A 23,622-nucleotide genomic window follows, 5' to 3' on the forward strand; every position below is an offset into this window, starting at 1 on the left:
TCTCAAAAAATATAAAACCCCTCCTAGAAAAATCTAAGAGGGGAATATTATATTTTTATAATTATTTTTTGATGTTATAGAATACTTCTAAACCATTGTATTGAGCCATTGATCCTAATTCTTGCTCAATTCTTAATAATTGGTTGTATTTAGCCATTCTATCAGTTCTTGAAGTTGATCCAGTTTTGATTTGTCCTGCGTTTGTTGCAACAGCTATATCAGCTATTGTAGCATCTTCAGTTTCTCCAGATCTGTGAGATACAACTGCAGTCATTCCTGCTCTTTTTGCCATTTCGATAGCATCTAGAGTTTCAGTTAATGATCCGATTTGGTTAAGTTTTATTAAGATAGAGTTTCCAGCTTTTAACTCTATTCCTTTTTTAAGTCTTTCAGTGTTAGTTACGAATAAGTCATCTCCAACGATTTGTACTTTATCTCCGATTTTAGCAGTTAATAATTGCCATCCTGCCCAGTCATCTTCTCCTAATCCATCTTCAATAGATTTGATTGGATATTTTTCAACAAGTTTAGCATACCATTCTACCATTTCTTCAGAAGTTCTTACAACTCCTCCTTCTCTTGTGAAGTGATATTCAAATTTTCCTGGTGCTACTTCTTTACAGAACTCACTTGATGCAGCATCGATTGCAAAAGTGACATCTTTTCCTGGCTCATATCCAGCAGCTTTTATAGCTTCAACGATAAGGTCTAAAGCTCCTTCAGTTCCATTTATTTTAGCTGGAGCATATCCTCCTTCGTTTCCTACGTTAGTAGAATCTCCCATTTTCTTTAATAATTTTCCTAAGTGGTGGAATACCTCACATCCCATTTGCATAGCTTCTGCAAAAGTTTTTGCTCCAACTGGTTGAATCATAAACTCTTGTACATCTACTGCAGAGTCAGCATGAGATCCTCCGTTTAAAATGTTCATCATAGGTAGAGGTAATTCTTTAGCATTTACTCCTCCTAAGTATTTGTATAGAGGCATTCCTAATGCTTCTGCTGCTGCTTTAGCAACTGCTAATGATACTCCTAGTATAGCATTAGCTCCTAATCTTCCTTTGTTTGGAGTTCCATCTAATTCTATCATAGTTCTGTCTATTGCAACTTGGTCAATAGCATCCATTCCTAAGATAGCTTCCTTGATTTCAGTATTTACGTTATTAACTGCTGTTAATACACCTTTTCCTAAATATCTTGATTTGTCATTATCTCTTAACTCCACAGCTTCGTAAGCTCCTGTTGAAGCTCCAGATGGAACTGCTGCTCTTCCTTTTGCTCCACACTCTAATACTACATCTACTTCTACTGTAGGATTTCCTCTTGAGTCAAGGATTTCTCTAGCTACTACATCAACTATTCTTGTCATTTAAAAGTCCTCCTATTTTTTTATATTTTAAATTTAAATCATAAGTACATTATACCATACTTTGCTAATTTTGACTATTTTACTTTTATTACTTTTACAGAGTTAGTAGTTCCTCTTTCAAATACTTTTTCTCCACAAGTTGCTACTACAACATCTCCAGATTGTGCTAATCCTAACTCAACAACTACTCTTTCTGCTAGTGCAAAGAATGAATCTAATGTTTCCACATTATTATCATAATAAGAAACAACTCCTCTTGATATCACTAACTGATTAGCTGTTTTTTCATCATTAGTTATAGCTAAAATCATAGCTCCTGGAAAATATCTTCTCATATCCCTTGCCGCTCTTCCTGACTGAGTTGCTACCACTATTACTTTTGCACCTAATTCTTCACTTACATCTGCTGTTCCTCTTGCTACGGCTGAAGTTATAGTTACATCATCTTTATCAATAACTCTTTTTACATTTACTAATGGATCCATTTTAGCTGCAACTTTAGTCATTACTGTAACAGCTTCTACTGGATATTTTCCTTTTGCAGATTCTCCAGATAGCATTACACAATCTGTTCCATCTAATATAGCATTTGCAACATCATTTACTTCTGCTCTTGTAGGTCTAGGATTTTTTATCATAGAATCTAACATTTGAGTAGCTGTAATAACTACCTTTCCTACTTCATTACATCTCTTAATCATCATTTTTTGCGCTAACGGAACATCTTCAACAGGAATTTCTACTCCAAGATCTCCTCTTGCCACCATAATACCATCTGATAAAGCCAAAATTTCTTCAAAGTTATCTAATCCCTCTTGATTTTCTATCTTAGAAATAATTCCAATTCTTTGTCCTCCATTTTCATCAAGAACTTTTCTAACCGCTTTTACATCATCAGCTTTTCTTATAAACGAAGCTGCAACATAATCTATTCCTTTTTCACAACCAAATTTAAGATCACTCACATCTTTTTCAGATAAAGCTGGTAAACTTACTGCTACATTTGGTAGATTAACCCCTTTATTCTCTCCTAACTCTCCACCATTTTGTGCAATACATTTTACCTCATTTCCATTAATTTCAGTAACTGTAAATGCTAATAATCCGTCATCTATTAATATAGTATTTCCTACTTTTAAATCTCTTGCAAATCCTTCATAAGTAACTGCAACTTTTGTATTATTTCCAATAACTGTTTTATCTGTAGTTATTGTAAACTCTTGTCCTGCTACTATAGTAACATCCTTTCCACCTTCAAGTCTAATAGTTCTTATTTCTGGACCTTTTGTATCCAATAATAAAGCTGCTCTTATCCCTGTTTCTTTTTGAGCTTGTCTAAAGTTAATTATTCTGTTTCCATGCTCTTCATAATCCCCGTGAGAAAAGTTTAATCTCATCATATTCATTCCTGCTTTTAAAAGCGTTTTTAAACTTTCTACTGATTCAGTTTTAGGTCCAATTGTACAAACAATCTTCGTCTTTTTCAAATTACTCACCTCAAATTATTTTCATTATTTTCTTTCACTTATATAACTGTAGTACACAATTTCTAATATCCCATACCCAATAATTAACCTTATATAATAAACTTACCTAATACAAATTTTATACTAATATATCTCTTTTAGCAAGAAAATATAAGTACATTTTTTAATCTTTTTATGCCCATTTTTGAGTCACTCATATAGCTTTTATTCTCAATTTAATAGGACTCTTTATATTATATATCAACTTCTAATACTTCAAAATTTTACCCTTACTTTTCATTAGAATTTTTCTATAAAAAAAACTACCCCATCTATCTATAAAGATTTCAGAAGTAGTTTTATTCTACTTTTATTAATTTTTTACTAAAGTTCTTTTCAAAAACTCTCTTGTTCTTTCCTTTTGTGGATTGTTAAATATTTCTTCAGGTGTCCCTTCTTCTTCTATATAACCATTATTCATAAATACAACTCTATCAGATACTTCTCTTGCAAACCCCATCTCATGAGTTACTACTAGCATAGTAAGACCACTTTCTGCTAACTCCTTCATTACCTTCAAAACTTCTCCTACCATCTCTGGATCTAGAGCTGATGTAGGTTCATCAAACAGTATTGCATCTGGCTCCATAGAAAGAGCTCTAGCTATTGCTACTCTTTGTTTTTGTCCTCCTGAAAGTTGTTTAGGTTTTGCATTGACATAGTTACTCATTCCTACTACTTGTAGATATTTCATAGCAACTTTTTCAGCCTCTTCTTTACTTCTTCCTAACACTTTCATTTGACCTACAACACAGTTATTAAGCACATTATGATTATTAAAAAGATTGAACTGTTGAAATACCATTCCTAACTTTGTTCTATACTTACAAATATCATGATTATCATCTAAAATATTTTCTCCATTATAGATAATCTCTCCACCACTTGGTTTCTCTAAAAGATTTATACATCTTAATAAAGTTGATTTTCCTGACCCTGATGAACCAATGATACAAACAACTTCTCCTTTTTTTACTGAAAAATCTATATCTTTAAGAACCTTATGCTCACCAAAGGATTTACTCAAATGTTTTATCTCTATTATATTTTCACTCATTTTTTCCTCCCTCTAGTTTGTTTCCCTTTTTAGTTTCTCTTCTGGTCTTTCAACTTGCATCTGATTTCCAGCCATTATTGCATAATTATCTGGTCCATCTAACTTTACTTCTATATATCTCAAAATTCTTGTAATTGTAAATGTCATTACAAAATATAATATACAAGTTATAAAGAATGTTTCAAAATATCTAAAGTTATTTCCTGCTACAGTTTTTGTTTGAAAAAAAAGTTCAGATACAGATATAACATTTAAAACAGAAGTATCTTTAATATTAATTACAAACTCATTTCCTGTCGCTGGCAAAATATTTCTCACAACTTGTGGTAAAACAACATTTGTCATAGTTTGAAAATGATTCATTCCAATTGCTTGAGCTGCTTCAAACTGCCCTTTATCAACAGAGATGATTCCTCCTCTTACAATTTCAGACATATATGCTCCTGTATTTATAGAAACTATGAATAATGCAGCCACCATTCTATCTATATTTACCTCAAAAGCAAGGGCTGATCCATAATAAATAACCATTGCTTGGACTATCATAGGGGTTCCACGAAAAAACTCTATATACGCAGAAAGTAAACAATTAATTATTTTTAATACTCCTTTTTTTATTCCCTTTTCTGGAATCGGTATAGTTTTTATTACTCCAACTACAAGGCCGACAATTGTTCCTAAAATTGTTCCTATAACCGATATCCATAAGGTTACTCCTGCTCCCCTTAAAAACATTTGCCAGTTATTTTCTAATATTCTAACTATCCATTCAAAATCCATTTCAATTCTCCTCTTATTTATTGCGCAGCAGGCTGATTTTTAATAGCCTTATCCATTATCTCTAATCTCTCCTCTTGGGATATCGCTCTTAAAATTTCATTAATTTTATCTTTCAATGGACTTCCTTTAGCTACTCCTACTGCTATTGCTGTATCTTCTGGCGAAGTAATAAATCCATCTGTAAACTCAACCATTTTAAAGTTATTATTTGCTGACTGTGCACTTATAGCTTCGGGTCTTTCTGTAACATAACCGTCTATTACGCCACTTTCTAATGCCACTCTCATCGCTGGGAAATTATCCATTGCGGGTTGTTTACTTACATTTGGTATTTGATCTATTACTGTATAGTGAAAAGTATTTAATTGCCCAGTTATTTTCGCTCCTGAAAAATCTGCTAAAGTTTTAGCATTTATATATTTTCCTCCATTTTTTACCAACATAACTAAATTAGATTGATAATAAATATCTGTAAAATCTATTGTTTCCTGTCTTTCAGCTGTTGGAGACATTCCAGCAATTATTGCATCTATTTTACCTGAAACTAATGCTGGTACTAATCCATCCCATTCTGTTTTCACTACAACTAATTCTTTTCCTAAGCCATCAGCTATTCTTTTAGCAATTTCAACATCATAACCTCCAGCATATTCCGAAGATCCAGAAATTTTAACTCCACCATTCACATCTGTTAACTGTGTCCAGTTATATGGTGCATACCCAGCCTCTAAGCCTATTTTAAATGTTCCTGATTCTCCTTCATTTTTTGTCCCTCCACATCCTACTAGTGTAATTGCTGCTATTGTTGCCAATACTAATTTTACTAAACCTCTTTTCATCTTTCGTTTCACTCCTTCTTACATATCTTTTTATGTACTCTTAATTATTCACTCAAAAAAACCTTCCATTTCATGTAAAAAAGCACCAATTAAAAATAAATTGGTGCTATCTTATAAACAAAGTGACAATAGATGTATAATAATTATATTATACAATATTTCCCCTACTCCCACTTGAGATAGCACAACTTGATAAACTGGGGAAATTTATCAAGACAGTCCTATGGCTCTTAACCATAGGCCCAGCAAGTAATACTGAGTATATTACAAGCTTCGGCAAAAGCTCCTTCTCAGTAGTTTCAACGCTTTCTCTAGCTCCACCACGGACTGTTAGCATTTTGCGCCTCTACCTCACAAATGTGAGGCAATTATTAATTGTGTTTTAATAATAATACATTTTTTCATCTTTGTCAATCATTTTTTAATTTCAAGTTATTTAGTTCTTAAACTTACTTTTCCATCTCAATTACAAATTTTTTGGTTATCTGTTGTGGTCTAGTAATAGCACCACCAACAACTACAGCAAAAGCTCCTAAATCTAAAGCTTTTTTTGCTTTAGTAGGAGTATCTAAATTGCCTTCTCCTATTACAGGAATAGATACAGATTTTATAACCTTTTCTAATTCAACTATAGGATCATTTCCTTTTGTGTACTCAGTATATCCTACCAAAGTTGTTCCTACTATATCAAACCCTATCTTTTCAGCCATTATTGCTTCTTCAACACATGATATATCGGCCATAAATATTTGATTTGGATATTTAAGTCTAGCCTCTTTTATTAAATCTTCTAATTTTCTTCCATCTGGTCTTTCTCTTTTTGTTCCGTCAATTGCTATAATATCAACCCCCTCAAATACTAAAGCATCTATTTCTTTCATCGTTGGAGTTATATAAACTTGATTATCACCATACTGTTGTTTTATTATTCCTATAATTGGTAAATTTACATTTTTCTTTATCTCCTGTATATCTGCAATAGTATTTGCTCTTATCCCAGAAGCTCCCCCTATATATGCAGCATAAGCCATTCTTCCCATTATAAATGAACTATGTAACGGTTCTTCTGGAAGAGCTTGACATGAAACTATAAGTTTCCCTTTTATCTTATTTAATTTATCCATTATTTTCTCTCCTTAAAAATTATATAAATAATAATTAATCAACTAAAACTTTAAATATTACCTTTTTTACTTTAGTAGTTTTTTCTCCACCTTTTATCAAGGCCATATGAGGCTCCCCAGGAAAAAGAATTATAAATTTTTTAGGATTTAAATAAAATAAGTTTTCTAACTCTCCTTCATATAATTCATAATCTCCTACTTCATCATATTCTTTTGTTAATTTTATATCAGTATTAGAAATATATCCTATTTTTTCCTCTCCTTCAATAACAATATGAATATCTATATACTTTTTATGATTTTCTATAAATCCATCTTTTATTTCTTTAGTCATTGGAAAATCTGGTTGATTAAAATAAACACTATCTCCATCTATAACATTTTTTCCAACTACTCCATTTTTATATTCTCCAGATAATATGAAAGCTATTGCTTTATCTAAATTTTTTAATATTCCTTTGTATAATCCTAAATCTTTTATTTCTCCATATATCATAATTTAAACCTCCTAATTATTCTTGTTCTCGTGAACATATAATAAAAATACACTCTTTTATAAATTTTGTCAACACCTATTTTATTTTACCAATTTTTTTTAAAAGTAAATATTCTGCCCCTAACATTCCTGCATTATTTCCTAATTCAGCAAATTTTATTTTTAAATTCTTTCTATAATTTTCTCCAACTTTTGTACTTAAACTATTTAATATTCTATCTAATAAATAATTTCCTTGCTTTGTTATCCCACCACCAATAACTATTAATGAAGGATTAAAAATATAAACAATTGTACTAAGTCCATCTGTAAAATAATCTATCCATTTATCTAAAATTTTTTTTATCTCTTTATCTCCAGATTTTTCAAGTTCAAATATCTCTTTCCCATTTAAATTTTTTCCAGTTTTTTCTCTTACCATTTTAACTAATGCAGTAGCAGAAGCATATCTTTCATAGCATCCTTTTTTACCACAAAGACATTGTTCTCCATCCTTTTCTATTTGAATATGTCCAAATTCTCCAGCAACACAAGTATCTCCCCTAAAGATTTCATCATTAAGAACAATTCCTCCCCCAATTCCTGTTCCTATAGTTAAGCAAACAAAATTATTCGTTTCTCTTCCGGCACCTAACCATTTCTCACCAAGTGCTGCACAATTAACATCATTTTCTAAAACAGCTGGTAAAGAATATTTTTTTTCTAGTCTTTCTACTAATTTTGTTCCTATCCATCCAGGAATTATAGGATTTCCTCCTATTATCTTTCCAATACTCCCATCTATTTGTCCAGTTCCTGAAACAGCTATTCCTAAAATATCTTTAGACATATATTTATCTATAACTTTACACATATTTTCAAAAAGATTTTCTATTCCTTTTCCTGCTTCTGTTGGAAACTCTCCACTTTCTAAAAGCTTTCCATTTTCTTCTAATAGCCCATATTTTACAGCTGTTCCACCAACATCAATTCCTATTACCTTCATTACTCCTCCATAATTATTTTTTATAATCTTCTAAATTCTCATAAAATATTACATGAGATTTTGATACATCCCAATTATTTTCTAAACTTTTATCTTTATATAACATTTCAAACATTCTTTTCCCAGCCATATACCCTTCTGATGCTATTTCTTCCATAACTGTCAACGAAATTACTTTCTCTTTTAATAATTTTTTTATCATTTTTCCAATCCCATTTGTTACAATTTTTTTGTTGAATAACAACTCTCTTGGAAGCTTTTCTAAAATATCATGTGCATATCTATTCATATACAATCCTTTTATAGATTCGTCCTTTAATTTTTTTTCTAGATAAAATAAACTATTCTCTATTCCATTACATTTTATAGGTCCTTCTATAATAATCTCATCTTCTTGCATTCTTTTTAAAAATCCTTCTAAATAAAGTTTTGAAGAAACCTTATCATCACCATTATCTATTATTAGTAATTTTTCATTTTTTCTCAATAATTTTGACATTAATCCTGCTGCTATTCTTCCTTGTCTTTTATGATCTGGACCTACATGTGGGATATTTTTATCTAATCTTATTCCTAACGAAATTATTTTTATTTTCTCTAAATAAGGAGTTAATACTTGATATACTTTTTTCTTATCTAATGGTGTAATTATTAATCCATCAATATCCTTTTCATTTAACACCTCTTTTAAGTCATCTATCTGATTATTAGGAGAATTTATATCAGTTGTTTTTATTTTTACTTCATAATTATAAGCTTTATATTCATCAAAAGCTTCCTTTATTCCACGCAAAATTTCCTGAGTATAAAATTCATTTTTAGATTTCACTACTAACACATATACTTTTTTGTGTTTTTTTGTTCCTAATGAACTACCTATATAGTTTTTTTCATAGTTCATTTCCTTGACTAATTCTAAAATTTTTCTTTTAGTTTCTTCTTTTATCAATGAGCTACCATTGATAGCTCTAGCAACCGTTGTTCTACTAATTCCTAATTTTTTAGCAATCTCCTTTTGAGTTATCATAACTATCTATCTCCCAAATCTAAGTTACATGTTCATATTTTAGTATAATATACCTTTTTTTCTTTTATTTGTCAATATTTCCAAAGTTATATTTTTCGATTTTAGAATAATATTTTCTTTTTTTTTACACTGATTATACATAATATTTTTATGTTGTTTAACAACTTAATTATTATTTTAATCTAAAATATATTATTAATATTCTTTTAAAACAAAAAATAAACATTTTTTTAAAAAATTATTGACTTTTTTTAAAAAATATATTAATATTTTCTCAAAGAAATGTTCTCGAGAACATAGTTTAGAATATTTAAGGAGGCTTTTTATGAATTGGCATTGGCTAAACTGGATTGTTATTTTGCTTTATTTTATTGGTATGTTTATGGTTGGAGTTTACTTCTCCAAGAGAGCTAATTCTACTGAAGATTACTTTAAAGCAGGGGGAAGAGTTCCTGCTTGGGTAACTGCTTGTAGTATTTATGCAACTGCGCTATCATCTATATCTTTTATAGCTATCCCTGCTTCTGTTTTCAGTAAAGGATGGTTATTAGGAATGGCACCTTTAGGAATTATTCCTATTGTTTGGGTTGCTGCTGTTGTATTTGTACCTTTCTTTAGAAGAGTTAATGTAACTACAGCTTATGAATATCTTGGAAAAAGATTTGATAACAAATTTAGACTTATTGGAAGTTTAGCTTTTATTCTTTTCCATGTTGTTAGAATGGCTATAGTACTTTATCTTCCAACATTAGCATTACAACAAGCTCTTCCAAGTTTAAATCCTGTAATACTTACTATTGGAGTTGCAATTTTTTGTGTTGCTTATACTTCAATGGGAGGAATTGAGGCAGTCTTATGGTCTGATGCTATTCAAACAATTGTTTTATTACTTGGAGCTTTGTTAATCATTATAGCAGGATTTACAGCTGCTCCAGAAGGAGTCGCTCAAGGATTCAAGTCTCTTTCTGATAATGGTATGCTTTTAAATGGTGATTTCTTTAGCTTAGACCTTGCTAAAATTAGTATTTGGACTATGTTAATAGGTGGATTTGTTAATTCTATCTATTCTTATGTTGGAAGCCAAGATATTGTTCAAAGATACAATACTACAAAAAATGAAGAAGAAGCTAAGAAAAGTTTATTTATGAATATCCCATTACTTTGTACTAGTATATTTATTTTTGTTGGTATGGGATCTGCACTATTTATTTTCTTCAAATTTAAAGCTCAACTTCCAGTTGGAATAAATGGAAATGCCATATTACCATATTTTGTAATTCAATATATACCTACTGGTATTTCTGGACTTGTTCTTGCTGCTATATTTGCTGCTGCACAATCTACAGTATCTTCAAGCTTAAACTCTGTTTCTACTTGTATGACAGCTGATATTTTAGAGCATTTAAGACCAGATATGAATGATAAACAAAAATTATCTTTCGCTAAAGGCTCAAGCTGGGTAGTAGGAATTTTAAGTACAATACTAGCTGTACATTTCCTATATGCTGGACAAGGAGATATGTTCTTATATTTCCAAGCTATTACTGGATTATTAGGAGGTCCTATTGCTGGAGTATTCCTAGTTGGAATGTTCTTTGATAAAGTTAATACAAAAGCTGTTTGGATAGGTTTTATGGTTTCTATATTAATAGCTATATATCTAACTAATCCAATGAACATAGCTTCCAATGTTATTCCTGGTTATGTTAAACCACAAATATTTGAATTTATGATATCTTTCTTAATTATAGCAGGAAGTGTTGTTACATCTGTTTTAGCTTCATTTGTAACTGGAAAACCAAATTCAGAACAAATAGAAGGTCTAACTTATTCTTCTATTAAAAATATGAAAGAAGATAGTAAATTATCTATTTAATCTTAACTTTACTTTGTAAAAAATCTCTCAAAAAAAAGATAAGCCTCAGTACTAATGAGGCTTATCTTTTTATTCACTCTTAATATTTTTACAAATGGTCAATATATATATATCATCTACATATATATCTTCTTTTAAAAGTTCACATAGATTTTTAAGTGTTGCTCCTGTTGTAAATAGGTCGTCTACTATAAGTAAGCTCCCTCTTTTTGTTAGTTTCCTTTCTTTTATTATACTATTTTTAAATAGCTCCATTTTCTTTTCTATAGGAAGTTTTTTTATCTCTTCAGACGATAATTTTCTAAAAAAATCTAATGATATTGGCTTATTTAAACTCTCGCCAAGATGTTTTACTATTTGGAAGAGAGGTTGTATCTCTCTATAATGTGTAGGTGGCGTGGCTACTATTCCATCAATTTTCTCCTCTAATCTCCAATCTTCCTTTATAAATTTAGCTACTGCTTCAGCTATATCAATAGCTCTATTATACTCTTTATGATATTTTAATTCATTTAAAGCTTTCCCTATATCTGTGTATTCTACATCAAATATCGGATATCCAAATATATCTTCACCTTGATAATTACTTTTTCTCATAAAATAATCAAGTGTATATCCTTCTTTCCAATTTCCCTCTATTATCATAGGATGTATCTCCAATTCATTTCTCCTCCTAAATTTAATTATATCTCTATTATAATTATACATTTTTTATGAATAAAAATCAAATAAACTGTTTAGTAATTTTTCAAGATCATTTATTTCCTAATATTTCAATATTTTTTTTATAAAAAATACTTGATATTATTGAATAGTTGATGTATAATCTATTTAATTGTTCTAGGGAGCTGAATTTTATAAATTCTACTATTCGAACGAGAAGTTTTTTATTTTTTGGAGGTTGTAAAATGTTAAAGGGAACTGTAAAATGGTTTAACAAAGAAAAAGGATTTGGATTTGTAACTAGCGAAGATGGTGCTGATTATTTCGTACACTTCACTGGAATAGTAGGAGAAGGATTCAGAACTTTAGAAGAAGGACAAGCTGTTACTTTCGAAGTTACAGAAGGTAAAAAAGGACCTATGGCTGTAGACGTTAAAGTTGCTTAGTTTTTTATAAATATGAATTTTTTGAGAGCGATTATCGTCGCTCTCTTTTATTTATTTTTGTTACTACTCAGCTATTTATGATTTAAAAAGAAAACTAAGAATTGTTCCATATTTCAAGAAGTTGATTAACTATGAGCTTATCTCACTAAAAATGCAAGGGTTAAGTCTTTTGACTTATTGCATTTTTTAGCGTTCGATTTCGCTGAGTTAATCTAACTTCTCTTCATAAATTACACAACTCTTTGAGTTTTCTTAAATTAATTTACTGGCTGAGTAGTTACTCATTTTTTCCTATTTTAGATAAAAATTCAAACTTTTTAATAGTATCTTTTACCTTTCTAATATTTGTAAACTCATCTAATCTTGATAAAAAATTATGATTATTAGCTAAATCCATAAAATCAGCTAAAGCTTCTAGATGTTCCTCTCCATCAATAGATGTAAAAACTAATATTGTTTTTACAGGAAGATTTCCTGGAAAAATAACTTCATTTTCTAAAGTAAGTAATCCCATAACAGTTTTAAAAACATTATTATCATTTTTACTATGAGGAATAGCAATTTTTTTATTAGTAACCATATATGAACCATATTCTTCTATCTTTTTAATCATACTATCTATATATGTTTTATCACATGAACCATCATCTACTAACATCTCACCTATCTCTAATATAGCTTCCTTCCAATTATTAGAATCACTTTGTAAAATAATATTATTCTTTAAAAGCTCAGAAAGTGAAAGAATATTTCTACTAGTGTCATCAATAAGTAAATCCCCTATAAATTCTTTCAACCCTTTTTTTAATGTTACAAAATCTGTAATAAGGGTATTTTTCTCTATTATTTTTATTAAATTGCTGAATTTAATTTTTCTTTGTTGCTCCTGTAATCCAGCTTTTTGTAAATTTATTTTATCTTCATTAGATAAAATAGTATTAACTTGTACTATTGGTTTTGAAAAACTATTATCTAAATGTAATGTAGTAATAATTAAATCAATTTCATCTAAATCATACTCTTCTAACTTATAAATTGGGATTATATCTTTTACAAAAACACTATAAGCATTTTTTAATTGTTGTGCCAAAAGTTTTGATGTTCCATAACCAAAACCACAAACAATTAAAACTTTTTTCTCCAAAGAGAAATTTTTATCAATGGCACTTTTAAAATGAGTCCCTAAAAAAGCTATCTCATCTGGAGTAATCTCCATTCCTATAAAATCTTCCAAAGGAGATAATGATTTTTTTGTAGCTTCAAAAATAGGTTTATAGTTTTTCAAAAAATCAGTTAAAATAGAATTTTCTAGAGAAATACTATTTTTTAACCTATGAATTGTCGGTTTTAAATGATTTATAATTCCATATAACAAATCTTTATCCTTAGTTAAATCAATCTCTATATTTATTGAAAAATTTTCTATTATCTTTTTTGCTAAAACATCAATCTCTATCCAAAAATTATAAAAATTACTTTCATTACAATAATTATGGCAACCTAAATATAAATCAGTTAATTTTAAAATTTCAATATCATTCATAAAAATATTAAAATTTTTCTCTATAATTTTTATATTATTTTTTATTTGAGAATACTCAGCAGTTCTTTTGAAAAAATTCTCATTTTCTATCTTAGTTAAAACCTTACTATTTTTTAATCTCCAAATCATAATACAAATATAGTTTTGAAATGTTAAATAAGGTTCATCAGCAATTAAAATATTTTTTTCTTCCATTAGAATATCTATAAATTTTTTAGAAATCTCCTTGTATTCTAATAAAAAAATCTCATCTAATAATTTTTTTATAAACTCTGAATGTTTAGAAGAAAAATAATTAAAATACTTATTTAAAAATTTTAATTGGGCAGTTCTAATATTTCCCTCTTCTCCAACTAAGATTAATCCCTTTTGAATCTCTGTTTCTAATTTCAAATTGTATTTTTCTAATTTTTCTCTAATCTCTCTTACAATATTTTTTATAGTTGTTCTACTAACATCTAACTCCTCACCTAGGTCTTTTAAATTCAATTTTTCTTGAAATAATGTTTTAAATAATACTATTTCATCTTTTATTTCATCTGTAGAGATATTTTTTTGAAAGAAAGAGATTACATCAGAAAGTACATTTAAATTTGAATAAAAAAGTTCCCCTTTAGACTTTTTTTCTATCTCTATAAAATGACTTTCAGAAAGAAGTTCATTTATTTTCTCTATATCATACCGAATACTTCTTTCATTTATAAAAAGATTTTCTGATAGATATTTATAAGAAGATTTTCCTTCATTTTCTAAAAGTATTTTTAATATATCTAACATTCTATTTGTCATCTGCTTTCTCCTTACAAATTGTTATTATATTAATTATATCATAAAATATTAAAATCAACTAAATTAAAACATATAAAGTCAAAAAAAATCATATTTTTTTGAATTTTTTAGATTCTATTCAAACAAGTAAAATTTTGTTATACTCATACTATAAAATATAAGTGGAGGTAAAAGTAATGAATTTTAGAAATTTAATTGATGAAAATTTAATTATTCTTGATTCAAAGTGTAAAACAAAGATTGAAGCTATTGAAAAATTAGTTGACCTTTTAAATGCAAGTGGTGTTTTAGAAAACAGAGATGAGTTTTTAAAAGTTGTAATGGAGAGAGAAACAAAATCTCCAACAGGATTAGAAGATGGTTTAGCAATACCACATGGAAAATCTACAACAGTTAAAAGTGCTAAAATCTCAGCAATGAGATTAAAAAATAAAATTACTAATTGGGAATCAGTTGATGAAGACAATGAAGTTGAATTAGCTTTCTTAATAGCTATTCCAGATTCAGAAAAAGGTTCTACTCATATAGAGGTTTTATCAAATTTAACTACTCTATTTATGGAAGATGGATTCTTAGATGAATTAAAAAATGCTAAAACTAAAAAAGAGTTTTTAGATGTAATCTTAAAAAATGAAAAAGTTGAAGAGGAAAAAGTAGAAGAAAAAGTTGAGAAAAATAACTTTGTTCAAGAAACAACAGAAAAACAAGACTTTAAACAAACTTTAAATAGAATGAAAGAACACTTACTATTTGGAACATCTCATATGATTCCATTCATAGTTGCAGGAGGAGTTCTTTTATCACTAGCAGTTATGTTATCAGGAAAAGGTGCTGTTCCAGATAGTGGATTCTTAAAAGAGATGGCAGATATGGGAATTGCAGGACTTACTCTTTTCACTGCAATACTTGGAGGATATATAGCTTACTCAATAGCTGATAAACCAGGATTAGCACCAGGTATGATTGGTTCTTGGATAGCAGTACAAAACTATAAAACAGGATTCTTAGGTGCAATTATTGTCGGATTTATAGCTGGATTTATTGTTCAAAACTTAAAGAAAATTAAATTACCAGATAGTATGAAATCTCTAGGTTCAATCTTTATCTATCCATTAATAGGAACTTTCTTAGTTTGTTCTGTTGTTATTTGGATAATTGGAAACCCTATTGCAAGTATGATGGAAGCTATGAATAGTTGGTTAGCTGGAATGGCTGGAAGTGGAAAAGTTCTATTAGGAACTATCCTAGGGGGAATGACTGCATTTGATATGGGTGGACCTATCAACAAAGTTGCTACACTTTTTGCTCAAACTCAAGTTGATACTCAACCTTGGTTAATGGGAGGAGTTGGAATAGCTATTTGTACTCCACCATTAGGAATGGCATTAGCTACATTTATGTCTCCTAAAAAATATACTAAAGAGGAAAAAGAAGCAGGTAAAGCTGCTGCTATAATGGGACTTATCGGTATCAGTGAAGGAGCTATTCCATTTGCTGCTGCTGATCCTGTAAGAGTTCTACCAGCAATAGTTGCAGGAGGAATTGTAGGAAACGTTATTGGATTCTTAATGAACTGTATTAACCACGCTCCTTGGGGAGGTTGGATTGTTCTTCCAGTAGTTGAAGGAAAAATAGGATATATAATCGGTACTGTTGCTGGAGCTCTAGTTACTGCACTAATAGTAAATGCTTTAAAACCAGTAGCAGTTGAAAAAGAGGATTCTGAAGAGGAAGAAATAAACTGTGAAAGTGTACAAGGAGAAGGAGAAGCTGAAGTATTAGCAATAACATCTTGTCCTTCAGGAGTTGCTCATACTTTCTTAGCAGCAAAAGCTTTAGAAAAAACTGCAGCTAAATTAGGTATAAAAATAAAAGTTGAAACTCAAGGAGCTAATGGAATTGTTAATAGAATAACTCCAAAAGATGTAGAAAATGCAAAAGTTATTATATTTGCTCATGATATTGCTATAAAAGAACCTCAAAGATTTAAAAATATAAAAATAGTAGATGTAAAAACTAAAGTTGCAATTCAAGACCCTAAAACTTTAATTCAAAATAGCTTAAAATAATAACTTAAAAATAAAGAGCAAGTATGATAAACCTACTTGCTCTTTATTTTTTATCTATAATCATTTTAACTCTATATTTATCTTAGAATTTTTATAAATTTTCATATCTTTATCAACTATCAATACACCTAAATTATTTTTATCAGAATAATCTAATATTTCATCAATAGGCATAGTGAAAAAAGCTGTAGAATACATATCTGAGAAAAAAGCATTGTCTGATATTACTACTATCATTTTTTTATCTTCTACAGGAAAACCAGTCGTTTTATCAATTATGTGATGATATCTTTTTCCATTTATCTCTATATAAGTTTGATAATCTCCTGAAACTCCCATTCCTTGATTATTTAATTCTACTATCCCTAAAATTTCTCTATTATTTTCAGGATTTTCTACTCCTATTTTCCAAGGTTTACCATCCGGTTTTAAATTTATTGTTTCTATACTTGAAATTGAAGATATAAAAGCACTCTCTACACCCATCTCCCTCATTATCTTTTTAGCTCTTTCAACAGCATATCCCTTTAAAAAAGATCCAGTATCTATCTCCACATTATCTTTAGAAAACAATAGTTTATTTCCTTCTAAAACGAGATTATCAAAACCTATATTTTTTTGAGCTTTCTTTATCTCTTCTTCTGTTGGTAATCTCCTCTCATCTTTACTACCAAAATCCCATAATTCAAGTAATGGTCCTATCGTAACATCATATTTTCCATGTGATAATTCGTAAATTTTTTTTAAATTTTGAAATAGGTATATTCCTTCTTCATCCAATTCTATCTCTTTTCTCTTCCCAGAATTTAAATTATCTATAATACTTCCTCTTATTTTACTATTAAACTTGTTATCTATTCTTTCTATTTCTTTAAAAGCAGCTTCAATAGCTTTATTTGCCAATTTTTCATCCTCATCATACACAGATATACTTATATAAGTTCCAAATAAAAATTTACTATTCTCTATTTTTAGTATATCTTTACTGCATGACAAAATAAAAATTGGCAATATAAAAATTGCCAATATTTTTTTTATCATAGATTTACTCACCAACTTTATCCTCTACTATTTCATATCCTATCTTACCAGCTAATATCTCTCTAAATGCCTTTTTTACATCAGTATCTTTTTTACTACACTTTGTTAAAAGAGAATCTCCTTTACCTATTTGTCTAGCTCTTTGTCCACTTACGATAGTCAATATATATTTATTTGGTATTTTTTCTAATAATTCATCATATATTATCTCTTTTTTCATACTAATATCTCCTATTAATTATATTTTTCCTCTATAATTCTTCTAAGTGCTGCACAAGATTCTTCAACAGTATTATTTATAATTGTTATTTCATATTCTTTTTCATATTCTAATTCTTTTATAGAATTTTTAAGTCTTAATTGAATAGTTTCTTCACTATCAGTCTTCCTGCCTCTTAGTCTATTTTCTAAATCTTCCATGGTCGGAGTTTTGAAGAAAATTAAATGTGCATCTGGATATTTAGCTTTTACTTGAAGCCCTCCTTGAACATCTATTTCTAATATTACATCTTCTCCAGATAAAATTCTACTCTCTACTTCTGATTTTAAAGTTCCATAATAGTTACCATGAACAGTTGCATATTCTAAAAATTCTCCATTTTTTTCTTTAGCTAAAAATTCATCTTTAGTCAAAAAATAATAGTCTCTACCATTCATCTCCCCTTCTCTAGGAGCTCTTGTCGTCGCTGAAGTAGCTAAATTTATCCCAAGCATTTTACGTACCATCCTACAAATAGTAGACTTTCCTGCACCACTAGGCCCCGATACTATATATAGATGTCCTTTTATTCCTCTACTCATCTTTTTCTCCTTTCTCTATCCTAAGTGATATTGTCTCCGGATTTATTGCTGACATTATAACATGGTTTGAATCAGTTATTATAAGAGTCTTTGTCTTTTTCCCTAAAGTAGCATCAATAAGTCTATTTTCAATTTTTGCTTCATCTCTAAGACGTTTGCTAGGAGCAGAATCAGGAGTTATTACTGCTATAATTCTACTTTGTATAACTATATTACCAAATCCTATATTTATTGGTTTCATCTCTTCCTCCTATTCTATATTCATAGATTGTTCTCTTATTTTTTCTAACTCATTTTTACTTTCTACTATAAGTTTTGAAATTTCATAAAGATTTGATTTTACTCCTGTTGTATTTAATTCTCTATATATCTCTTGTAATATAAAGTCAATCTTTTTCCCTACTGGAATCCCTTTAATAGAAATCTCCTTTTTCAATTGTTCTAAATGACTATCTAATCTAGAAAGCTCTTCAGATATATCTGATTTATCTGTAAAAAGTAATATCTCCTTTAATATGTCTTCTTCCTTAAATTCAATACTTGTTTTTACTTTATCTAATCTTTCTAACAATTTATTCTTATAAGTTTCTACAACTATGTCTTTATATTTTTTTATCTCTTCTATGTTAACTTCTAATACTTCTAATCTCTCTAAAAGATAAAACTTTAGTCTTTCACCTTCTTCTTCCCTCGTTTGAATAAAAGGAATCAATAGCTCTTCTATTTTTTTTAATATAAAATTTGTATATTCATTTTCATTAATTTCAAAATCATTTTTCTTTATTACATCTAAATTTCTAACTAAAATATCCATTTTGTTACTAAATTTTTCATTAAAATCCTTTTCCATCTCAAGTAATACGCTCATATATTGCTTACTTTGCTCTTTGTCATAATCAAAAAGTTTCCCCAAATCTCTCAAATCACTAAACTCAATTTTCAAATCTAGTGAACCTCTACTTATTTTTGAAGCTATCTCCGTTCTTATTGCTCCTTCTAAGAAATTAAGACTATATGGAAGTTTTATTCTTAAATTTAAATTTTTGTTGTTCACACTTTTTAGTTCCATATTCAAAGCAAATTTTTCATCTTGATAAGCTAGCTTTGAATAACCTGTCATACTTCTCATTACAACCTCCATAAAGATAAAATATATATAGTAATAGGCGACAATGTCGCCTATTACTATATATAATATTACTCTTGTTCCATTAATTCTTCCTCTTTGACTTTTGCTTTTATCTTTTTATAAGCACTAAATCCAGTTCCAGCTGGTATTTTCTTACCGATAATTACGTTTTCTTTTAATCCTTCTAAGAAGTCAACTTTTCCCTCAATAGCAGCATTAGAAAGAACTTTTGTAGTCTCTTGGAACGAAGCTGCTGATATGAAACTTCCTGTATTAACAGCTGCTTTAGTAATACCTTGAATAATTGGTTCATATTTAATTATAGCTTTTCCTTCAGCTTGAAGTTTTTCGTTTTCTAACTCTACTACTCTCTTTTCTACAACTTCATCCTCTAAGAATAAAGATGCTCCTGAGTCAACTATTCTTACTTTTTTAAACATTTGTTTAACGATAATCTCAATATGTTTATCATTTACAGTAACTCCTTGGTCTCTATACACTTGTTGTACAGATTCTAGGATAAACTGTTCAGCTGCTACAAGTCCTTTAATATTTAGAATATCAAATGGAGAAATAGCTCCTTCTGTTATCTTATCTCCAGCTTTTACAAGCATTCCGTCAGTAACAACTAGACGCTCTCCAACTGGTACTAAATACTCTTTATAATCACTTGAATCAGAAACTGATTTAACTAAGATTACTCTCATACCTTTCTTCTTCTTACCAGTTACTTCTACCTTACCTTCTATTTCAGTAAGCATTGCTTTTCCTTTAGGATTTCTAGCTTCAAATAACTCTTGAACTCTTGGAAGACCCCCAGTAATGTCTTTTGTTCCTGCTCCTTCTTTAATAATTTTAGCAATAATTTGTCCTTTTTTAATCTCTTCCCCTTCTCTTACCATTAAATAAGCTCCGAATGGGATAGTATAGCTTCCTTTTGTGTTTCCTTCAGCATCAAATACTACAACTCTTGGATTGATGTCTCCAGATTCCACAGGTTTAATTGCCATAAATTCTGTAACATCATATTTTTCGTCATAGTTTTCTTTTACATAAAGTTCTCTATACTCAATTCTTCCATCTTGGTCAGCAATAATAGGGATATGGAATGGGTCAAATGTAACTAATGTCTCTCCAATCTCCACATGTTGTCCCTCTTTTACTTTTAAGATAGAACCTGATGGAATTTCATAATCATAGTTTCCTATAATTAACTTAGCTGATTGGCTAACTACTATTTCATCTCCATTTTCCTCATTTATTAGTATTTTTACATCTCTATAAGCTACTTTTCCTGAATTTTCAGCTCTAACTCCTGTTACTACAGCTGCTGCTGTTGCAACTCCTCCAGTATGGAATGTTCTCATTGTAAGCTGAGTTCCTGGTTCCCCGATTGATTGAGCTGCAATAACTCCAACTGCTTCTCCAAGTAATATCTCTTTATGATTAGATAAATCCATTCCATAACATTTTCTACATACTCCTTTTTCAAGAGCACATGTTAATGGAGATCTTATCTTAACTTTTCTTACTCCTAATTCATCTATCTTCTTAATTAATTCTTTTTCAATTAAAGTATTTCTTGGAGCTATTACTTCTCCTTTAAATACTAAATCTTCTGCAAGAACTCTTCCATTTATTCTTTCTTTTAATTCTTCAATTACCTTACCTTCAGAGATTAGCTCTCCTACTTCAATTCCTTGATAAGTTCCACAATCTTCTGCATTAACTATAACTTCGTGTGAAATATCAACAAGTCTCCTTGTCAAATATCCTGAGTCAGCAGTTCTTAAAGCAGTATCAGCCAATCCTTTTCTCGCTCCATGTGATGACATAAAGAATTCTAATACTGTTAGTCCTTCACGGAAGTTAGCTTTAATAGGTACCTCAATGATTCTCCCTTGTGTATCGGCCATGTTCCCTCTCATTGCCGCTAACTGTCTCATCTGAGAAATATTACCTCTGGCTCCTGAATTCGCCATCATATAAACTGGATTAAATTGATCTAGTCCATCCATCATTGCCTTTGTAACAGCATCTGTTGCTTCAGACCATACAGTAATTGTTTTTCTATATCTTTCTTCATTTATAATTTTTCCTGCTTTATAATCAGCTTCGATTTGAGCTACTTGCTCATCTGCTTTTGCTAGGATCTCTTTTTTAGCTTCTGGAATTTCAAGGTCTTCTATACCTACTGATACCCCAGCCATAGCTCCATAATGGTATCCGAAATCCTTAATCTTATTGATTAATTCAGCTGTTTCAGTAAATCCATGCTCATCATATAATTTAGCAATTAACTTCTTAAGTTGAGATTTACCAAAAGTTTGATTGTATTGCTTGTCTACTTCAGGTAATAACTCATTAAACATAAGTCTTCCAGGAGTAGTTTCTACCATTTCACCATTTATTCTAACTTTAATTATAGCATGAGTATCTAATACTCCATTATGATAAGCTGTCAAAGCTTGATCTATATTAGAAAATGCCTTCCCTTCTCCTTTAGATCCTGCTCTTTCCTTAGTCATATAGAAACACCCCATGACCATGTCTTGAGATGGAACTGCTATTGGCTCTCCGTTTGATGGAGATATTATGTTATTTGGTGCTAACATTAATAGCTTTGCTTCCATTATGGCTTCTGGAGATAACATTAAGTGAACTGCCATTTGATCTCCGTCGAAGTCAGCATTGAATGCAGAACATACTAATGGGTGAAGTCTAATTGCTTTTCCTTCTATTAATACTGGTTCAAATGCTTGAATAGATAGTCTGTGTAGAGTTGGAGCTCTGTTAAGTAGTACTGGGTGGTCTTGAATTACATCCTCAATTACATCCCATACTTTATCATCTGCTTCTTCAACTAATTTTTTAGCTGTTTTTATGTTAGAAGCTAACTCTCTTTTTACTAATTCTCTCATAATGAAAGGTTTATATAACTCAAGAGCCATTTTCTTAGGAATTCCACATTGATTCATTTTTAATGATGGTCCTACAACGATAACTGATCTTGCTGAGTAGTCAACTCTTTTCCCAAGTAGGTTTTGTCTAAATCTTCCTTGTTTTCCTTTTAACATATCAGAAAGAGATTTTAACTCTCTATTGTTTTGAGCAACTACTGGTTTTCCTCTTCTTCCATTATCTATTAAAGCATCTACTGCTTCTTGAAGCATTCTTTTTTCGTTTTTAACAACTATTTCAGGTGCTTTTATTTCTAATAGTTTTTTAAGTCTATTATTTCTGTTAATAACTCTTCTATATAAATCATTTAAGTCAGAAGTTGCAAATCTTCCTCCATCTAATTGTACCATTGGTCTTAAATCAGCTGGTATTACTGGAACATTTTTAAGTATCATCCACTCAGGTTTGTTGTTAGAAGCTATAAAATCTCTTACTATTTTTAATCTCTTAACAACTTTCTTTCTCTTTTGAGATGAACTTACATCATCTAACTCTTTTTCTAACTCTATTCTTAATTCTTCAAGATTAATTTTCTCAAGAAGCTTTAAAATAGCTTCAGCTCCCATTAAAGCTTCAAATCTATTTCCATATAATTGCTTATATAGTTTATATTCTTTTTCAGTTAAGATTTTCCCTTCTTTTAAATTACTTTCTCCAGTTTCAGTAACTACATATCTAGCAAAATATAATACTGATTCTAATTCTTTTGGAGATAGTCCTATTATAAGTGACATTTTATTTGGTGTCCCTTTAGAATACCAAATATGAGAAACTGGTGCAGCTAGAGAAATATGTCCCATTCTCTCTCTTCTTACCTTAGATCTAGTTACTTCTACCCCACATTTTTCACAAACTAGACCTTTATATCTCATTCTCTTATACTTTCCACATGCACATTCCCAATCTTTAGTTGGTCCGAATATTTTTTCACAGAAAAGCCCATCACTTTCTGGATTTAAAGTTCTGTAGTTTATTGTTTCAGGTTTTGTAACCTCTCCATGAGACCATTCTTCTATTTTCTCAGGAGATGCTAATCTAATTCTTATTTTCTCAAAACTTCTAATTCCCATTAAATACAAAGCCTCCTTATTGAGATAAAGC

General features: G+C 29.7%; 20 protein-coding genes and 1 riboswitch. Of the genes, 3 read left to right on the forward strand and 17 right to left on the reverse strand.

What is annotated here, in order from left to right:
- Positions 1-61 precede the first annotated feature (61 nt).
- From eno to DYA59_RS07715, 9 genes are all read right to left on the reverse strand, one after another.
- The gene (gene eno, locus DYA59_RS07670) at positions 62-1,369 is read right to left on the reverse strand and encodes a phosphopyruvate hydratase (protein WP_115270947.1); all 1,308 of its coding nucleotides are present in this window, start codon (positions 1,367-1,369) and stop codon (positions 62-64) included.
- Positions 1,370-1,443: 74 nt separating this feature from the next.
- Positions 1,444-2,856, reverse strand: a complete 1,413-nt coding sequence (pykF, locus tag DYA59_RS07675; protein WP_115270949.1) for a pyruvate kinase PykF — start codon at positions 2,854-2,856, stop codon at positions 1,444-1,446.
- Between the two features lie 352 nt (positions 2,857-3,208).
- Positions 3,209-3,952: an amino acid ABC transporter ATP-binding protein gene (locus DYA59_RS07680; RefSeq protein ID WP_115270951.1), complete on the reverse strand. Its 744-nt coding sequence runs from the start codon at positions 3,950-3,952 to the stop codon at positions 3,209-3,211.
- A gap of 12 nt (positions 3,953-3,964) precedes the next feature.
- On the reverse strand, positions 3,965-4,732 hold the full coding sequence (locus tag DYA59_RS07685) for an amino acid ABC transporter permease (protein ID WP_115270953.1): 768 nt from the start codon (positions 4,730-4,732) through the stop codon (positions 3,965-3,967).
- 17 nt (positions 4,733-4,749) lie between these two features.
- Positions 4,750-5,571: a transporter substrate-binding domain-containing protein gene (locus DYA59_RS07690; RefSeq protein ID WP_115270955.1), complete on the reverse strand. Its 822-nt coding sequence runs from the start codon at positions 5,569-5,571 to the stop codon at positions 4,750-4,752.
- A 172-nt stretch (positions 5,572-5,743) separates the two neighbouring features.
- Positions 5,744-5,928, reverse strand: a riboswitch (Lysine riboswitch).
- Between the two features lie 92 nt (positions 5,929-6,020).
- Positions 6,021-6,695, reverse strand: coding sequence for an N-acetylmannosamine-6-phosphate 2-epimerase (locus DYA59_RS07700; protein WP_115270959.1), 675 nt, complete (start codon positions 6,693-6,695; stop codon positions 6,021-6,023).
- A gap of 34 nt (positions 6,696-6,729) precedes the next feature.
- Positions 6,730-7,191: a YhcH/YjgK/YiaL family protein gene (locus DYA59_RS07705; protein WP_115270961.1), complete on the reverse strand. Its 462-nt coding sequence runs from the start codon at positions 7,189-7,191 to the stop codon at positions 6,730-6,732.
- A 76-nt stretch (positions 7,192-7,267) separates the two neighbouring features.
- On the reverse strand, positions 7,268-8,176 hold the full coding sequence (locus DYA59_RS07710) for an ROK family protein (RefSeq protein ID WP_115270963.1): 909 nt from the start codon (positions 8,174-8,176) through the stop codon (positions 7,268-7,270).
- Positions 8,177-8,189: 13 nt separating this feature from the next.
- Positions 8,190-9,203: a substrate-binding domain-containing protein gene (locus tag DYA59_RS07715; protein WP_115270965.1), complete on the reverse strand. Its 1,014-nt coding sequence runs from the start codon at positions 9,201-9,203 to the stop codon at positions 8,190-8,192.
- 325 nt (positions 9,204-9,528) lie between these two features.
- Here DYA59_RS07715 and DYA59_RS07720 point away from each other — a divergent pair, with 325 nt between their 5' ends.
- A complete protein-coding gene (locus tag DYA59_RS07720; RefSeq protein ID WP_115270967.1) occupies positions 9,529-11,079 on the forward strand; it encodes a sodium:solute symporter in 1,551 nt (516 codons plus the stop codon).
- Positions 11,080-11,148: 69 nt separating this feature from the next.
- Here DYA59_RS07720 and DYA59_RS07725 read toward each other — a convergent pair whose 3' ends face one another.
- A complete protein-coding gene (locus DYA59_RS07725; protein WP_115270969.1) occupies positions 11,149-11,739 on the reverse strand; it encodes a ComF family protein in 591 nt (196 codons plus the stop codon).
- A 248-nt stretch (positions 11,740-11,987) separates the two neighbouring features.
- On the opposite strand from DYA59_RS07725, the gene DYA59_RS07730 reads away from it, so the two are divergent.
- Complete coding sequence (locus DYA59_RS07730) at positions 11,988-12,188, forward strand: cold-shock protein (protein WP_005885129.1); 201 nt, start codon at positions 11,988-11,990, stop codon at positions 12,186-12,188.
- A 277-nt stretch (positions 12,189-12,465) separates the two neighbouring features.
- Here the strand turns inward: DYA59_RS07730 and DYA59_RS07735 are convergent, their stop codons facing one another.
- Positions 12,466-14,520 (reverse strand): BglG family transcription antiterminator, encoded by a 2,055-nt coding sequence (locus DYA59_RS07735; protein ID WP_115270971.1) that lies wholly within the window; start codon positions 14,518-14,520, stop codon positions 12,466-12,468.
- Between the two features lie 176 nt (positions 14,521-14,696).
- On the opposite strand from DYA59_RS07735, the gene DYA59_RS07740 reads away from it, so the two are divergent.
- Positions 14,697-16,589, forward strand: a complete 1,893-nt coding sequence (locus DYA59_RS07740; protein ID WP_115270973.1) for a PTS fructose transporter subunit EIIC — start codon at positions 14,697-14,699, stop codon at positions 16,587-16,589.
- Positions 16,590-16,649: 60 nt separating this feature from the next.
- Here DYA59_RS07740 and DYA59_RS07745 read toward each other — a convergent pair whose 3' ends face one another.
- The 6 genes from DYA59_RS07745 to rpoC all read right to left on the reverse strand — a co-directional run bounded on the left by DYA59_RS07745 (position 16,650) and on the right by rpoC (position 23,591).
- Entirely contained in the window at positions 16,650-17,630 is a 981-nt protein-coding gene (locus tag DYA59_RS07745; RefSeq protein ID WP_115271538.1) for an FAD:protein FMN transferase, read from the reverse strand.
- Between the two features lie 4 nt (positions 17,631-17,634).
- Positions 17,635-17,850, reverse strand: coding sequence for a DNA-directed RNA polymerase subunit omega (rpoZ, locus tag DYA59_RS07750; RefSeq protein ID WP_115270975.1), 216 nt, complete (start codon positions 17,848-17,850; stop codon positions 17,635-17,637).
- 14 nt (positions 17,851-17,864) lie between these two features.
- Positions 17,865-18,431 carry a guanylate kinase gene (gmk, locus tag DYA59_RS07755; RefSeq protein WP_115270977.1) on the reverse strand — a complete coding sequence of 189 codons (567 nt, stop codon included), beginning with the start codon at positions 18,429-18,431 and terminating at the stop codon, positions 17,865-17,867.
- Positions 18,424-18,672 (reverse strand): extracellular matrix/biofilm biosynthesis regulator RemA family protein, encoded by a 249-nt coding sequence (locus DYA59_RS07760; protein ID WP_115270979.1) that lies wholly within the window; start codon positions 18,670-18,672, stop codon positions 18,424-18,426. Before DYA59_RS07760 ends, gmk begins: the two co-directional genes overlap by 8 nt.
- Positions 18,673-18,681: 9 nt before the next feature.
- Positions 18,682-19,560, reverse strand: coding sequence for a YicC/YloC family endoribonuclease (locus DYA59_RS07765; protein WP_115270981.1), 879 nt, complete (start codon positions 19,558-19,560; stop codon positions 18,682-18,684).
- A 68-nt stretch (positions 19,561-19,628) separates the two neighbouring features.
- Entirely contained in the window at positions 19,629-23,591 is a 3,963-nt protein-coding gene (gene rpoC, locus DYA59_RS07770) for a DNA-directed RNA polymerase subunit beta' (RefSeq protein ID WP_115270983.1), read from the reverse strand.
- Between the last annotated feature and the right edge of the window lie 31 nt (positions 23,592-23,622).

This window comes from Fusobacterium necrogenes, from assembly GCF_900450765.1.
Lineage (GTDB): Bacteria > Fusobacteriota > Fusobacteriia > Fusobacteriales > Fusobacteriaceae > Fusobacterium_A > Fusobacterium_A necrogenes.

Bases quoted from the DNA above. Each gene is read 5' to 3' on its own strand.
- DYA59_RS07685 (WP_115270953.1), bottom strand. From the start codon at position 4,732: ATGGATTTTGAATGGATAGTTAGAATATTAGAAAATAACTGGCAAATG.
- rpoC (WP_115270983.1), bottom strand. From the start codon at position 23,591: ATGGGAATTAGAAGTTTTGAGAAAATAAGAATTAGATTAGCATCTCCT.
- DYA59_RS07690 (WP_115270955.1), bottom strand. From the start codon at position 5,571: ATGAAAAGAGGTTTAGTAAAATTAGTATTGGCAACAATAGCAGCAATT.
- gmk (WP_115270977.1), bottom strand. From the start codon at position 18,431: ATGAGTAGAGGAATAAAAGGACATCTATATATAGTATCGGGGCCTAGT.
- eno (WP_115270947.1), bottom strand. From the start codon at position 1,369: ATGACAAGAATAGTTGATGTAGTAGCTAGAGAAATCCTTGACTCAAGA.
- DYA59_RS07700 (WP_115270959.1), bottom strand. From the start codon at position 6,695: ATGGATAAATTAAATAAGATAAAAGGGAAACTTATAGTTTCATGTCAA.
- DYA59_RS07760 (WP_115270979.1), bottom strand. From the start codon at position 18,672: ATGAAACCAATAAATATAGGATTTGGTAATATAGTTATACAAAGTAGA.
- DYA59_RS07710 (WP_115270963.1), bottom strand. From the start codon at position 8,176: ATGAAGGTAATAGGAATTGATGTTGGTGGAACAGCTGTAAAATATGGG.
- DYA59_RS07740 (WP_115270973.1), top strand. From the start codon at position 14,697: ATGAATTTTAGAAATTTAATTGATGAAAATTTAATTATTCTTGATTCA.
- DYA59_RS07715 (WP_115270965.1), bottom strand. From the start codon at position 9,203: ATGATAACTCAAAAGGAGATTGCTAAAAAATTAGGAATTAGTAGAACA.
- DYA59_RS07730 (WP_005885129.1), top strand. From the start codon at position 11,988: ATGTTAAAGGGAACTGTAAAATGGTTTAACAAAGAAAAAGGATTTGGA.
- DYA59_RS07735 (WP_115270971.1), bottom strand. From the start codon at position 14,520: ATGACAAATAGAATGTTAGATATATTAAAAATACTTTTAGAAAATGAA.
- DYA59_RS07765 (WP_115270981.1), bottom strand. From the start codon at position 19,560: ATGAGAAGTATGACAGGTTATTCAAAGCTAGCTTATCAAGATGAAAAA.
- rpoZ (WP_115270975.1), bottom strand. From the start codon at position 17,850: ATGAAAAAAGAGATAATATATGATGAATTATTAGAAAAAATACCAAAT.
- DYA59_RS07720 (WP_115270967.1), top strand. From the start codon at position 9,529: ATGAATTGGCATTGGCTAAACTGGATTGTTATTTTGCTTTATTTTATT.
- DYA59_RS07745 (WP_115271538.1), bottom strand. From the start codon at position 17,630: ATGATAAAAAAAATATTGGCAATTTTTATATTGCCAATTTTTATTTTG.
- DYA59_RS07705 (WP_115270961.1), bottom strand. From the start codon at position 7,191: ATGATATATGGAGAAATAAAAGATTTAGGATTATACAAAGGAATATTA.
- DYA59_RS07680 (WP_115270951.1), bottom strand. From the start codon at position 3,952: ATGAGTGAAAATATAATAGAGATAAAACATTTGAGTAAATCCTTTGGT.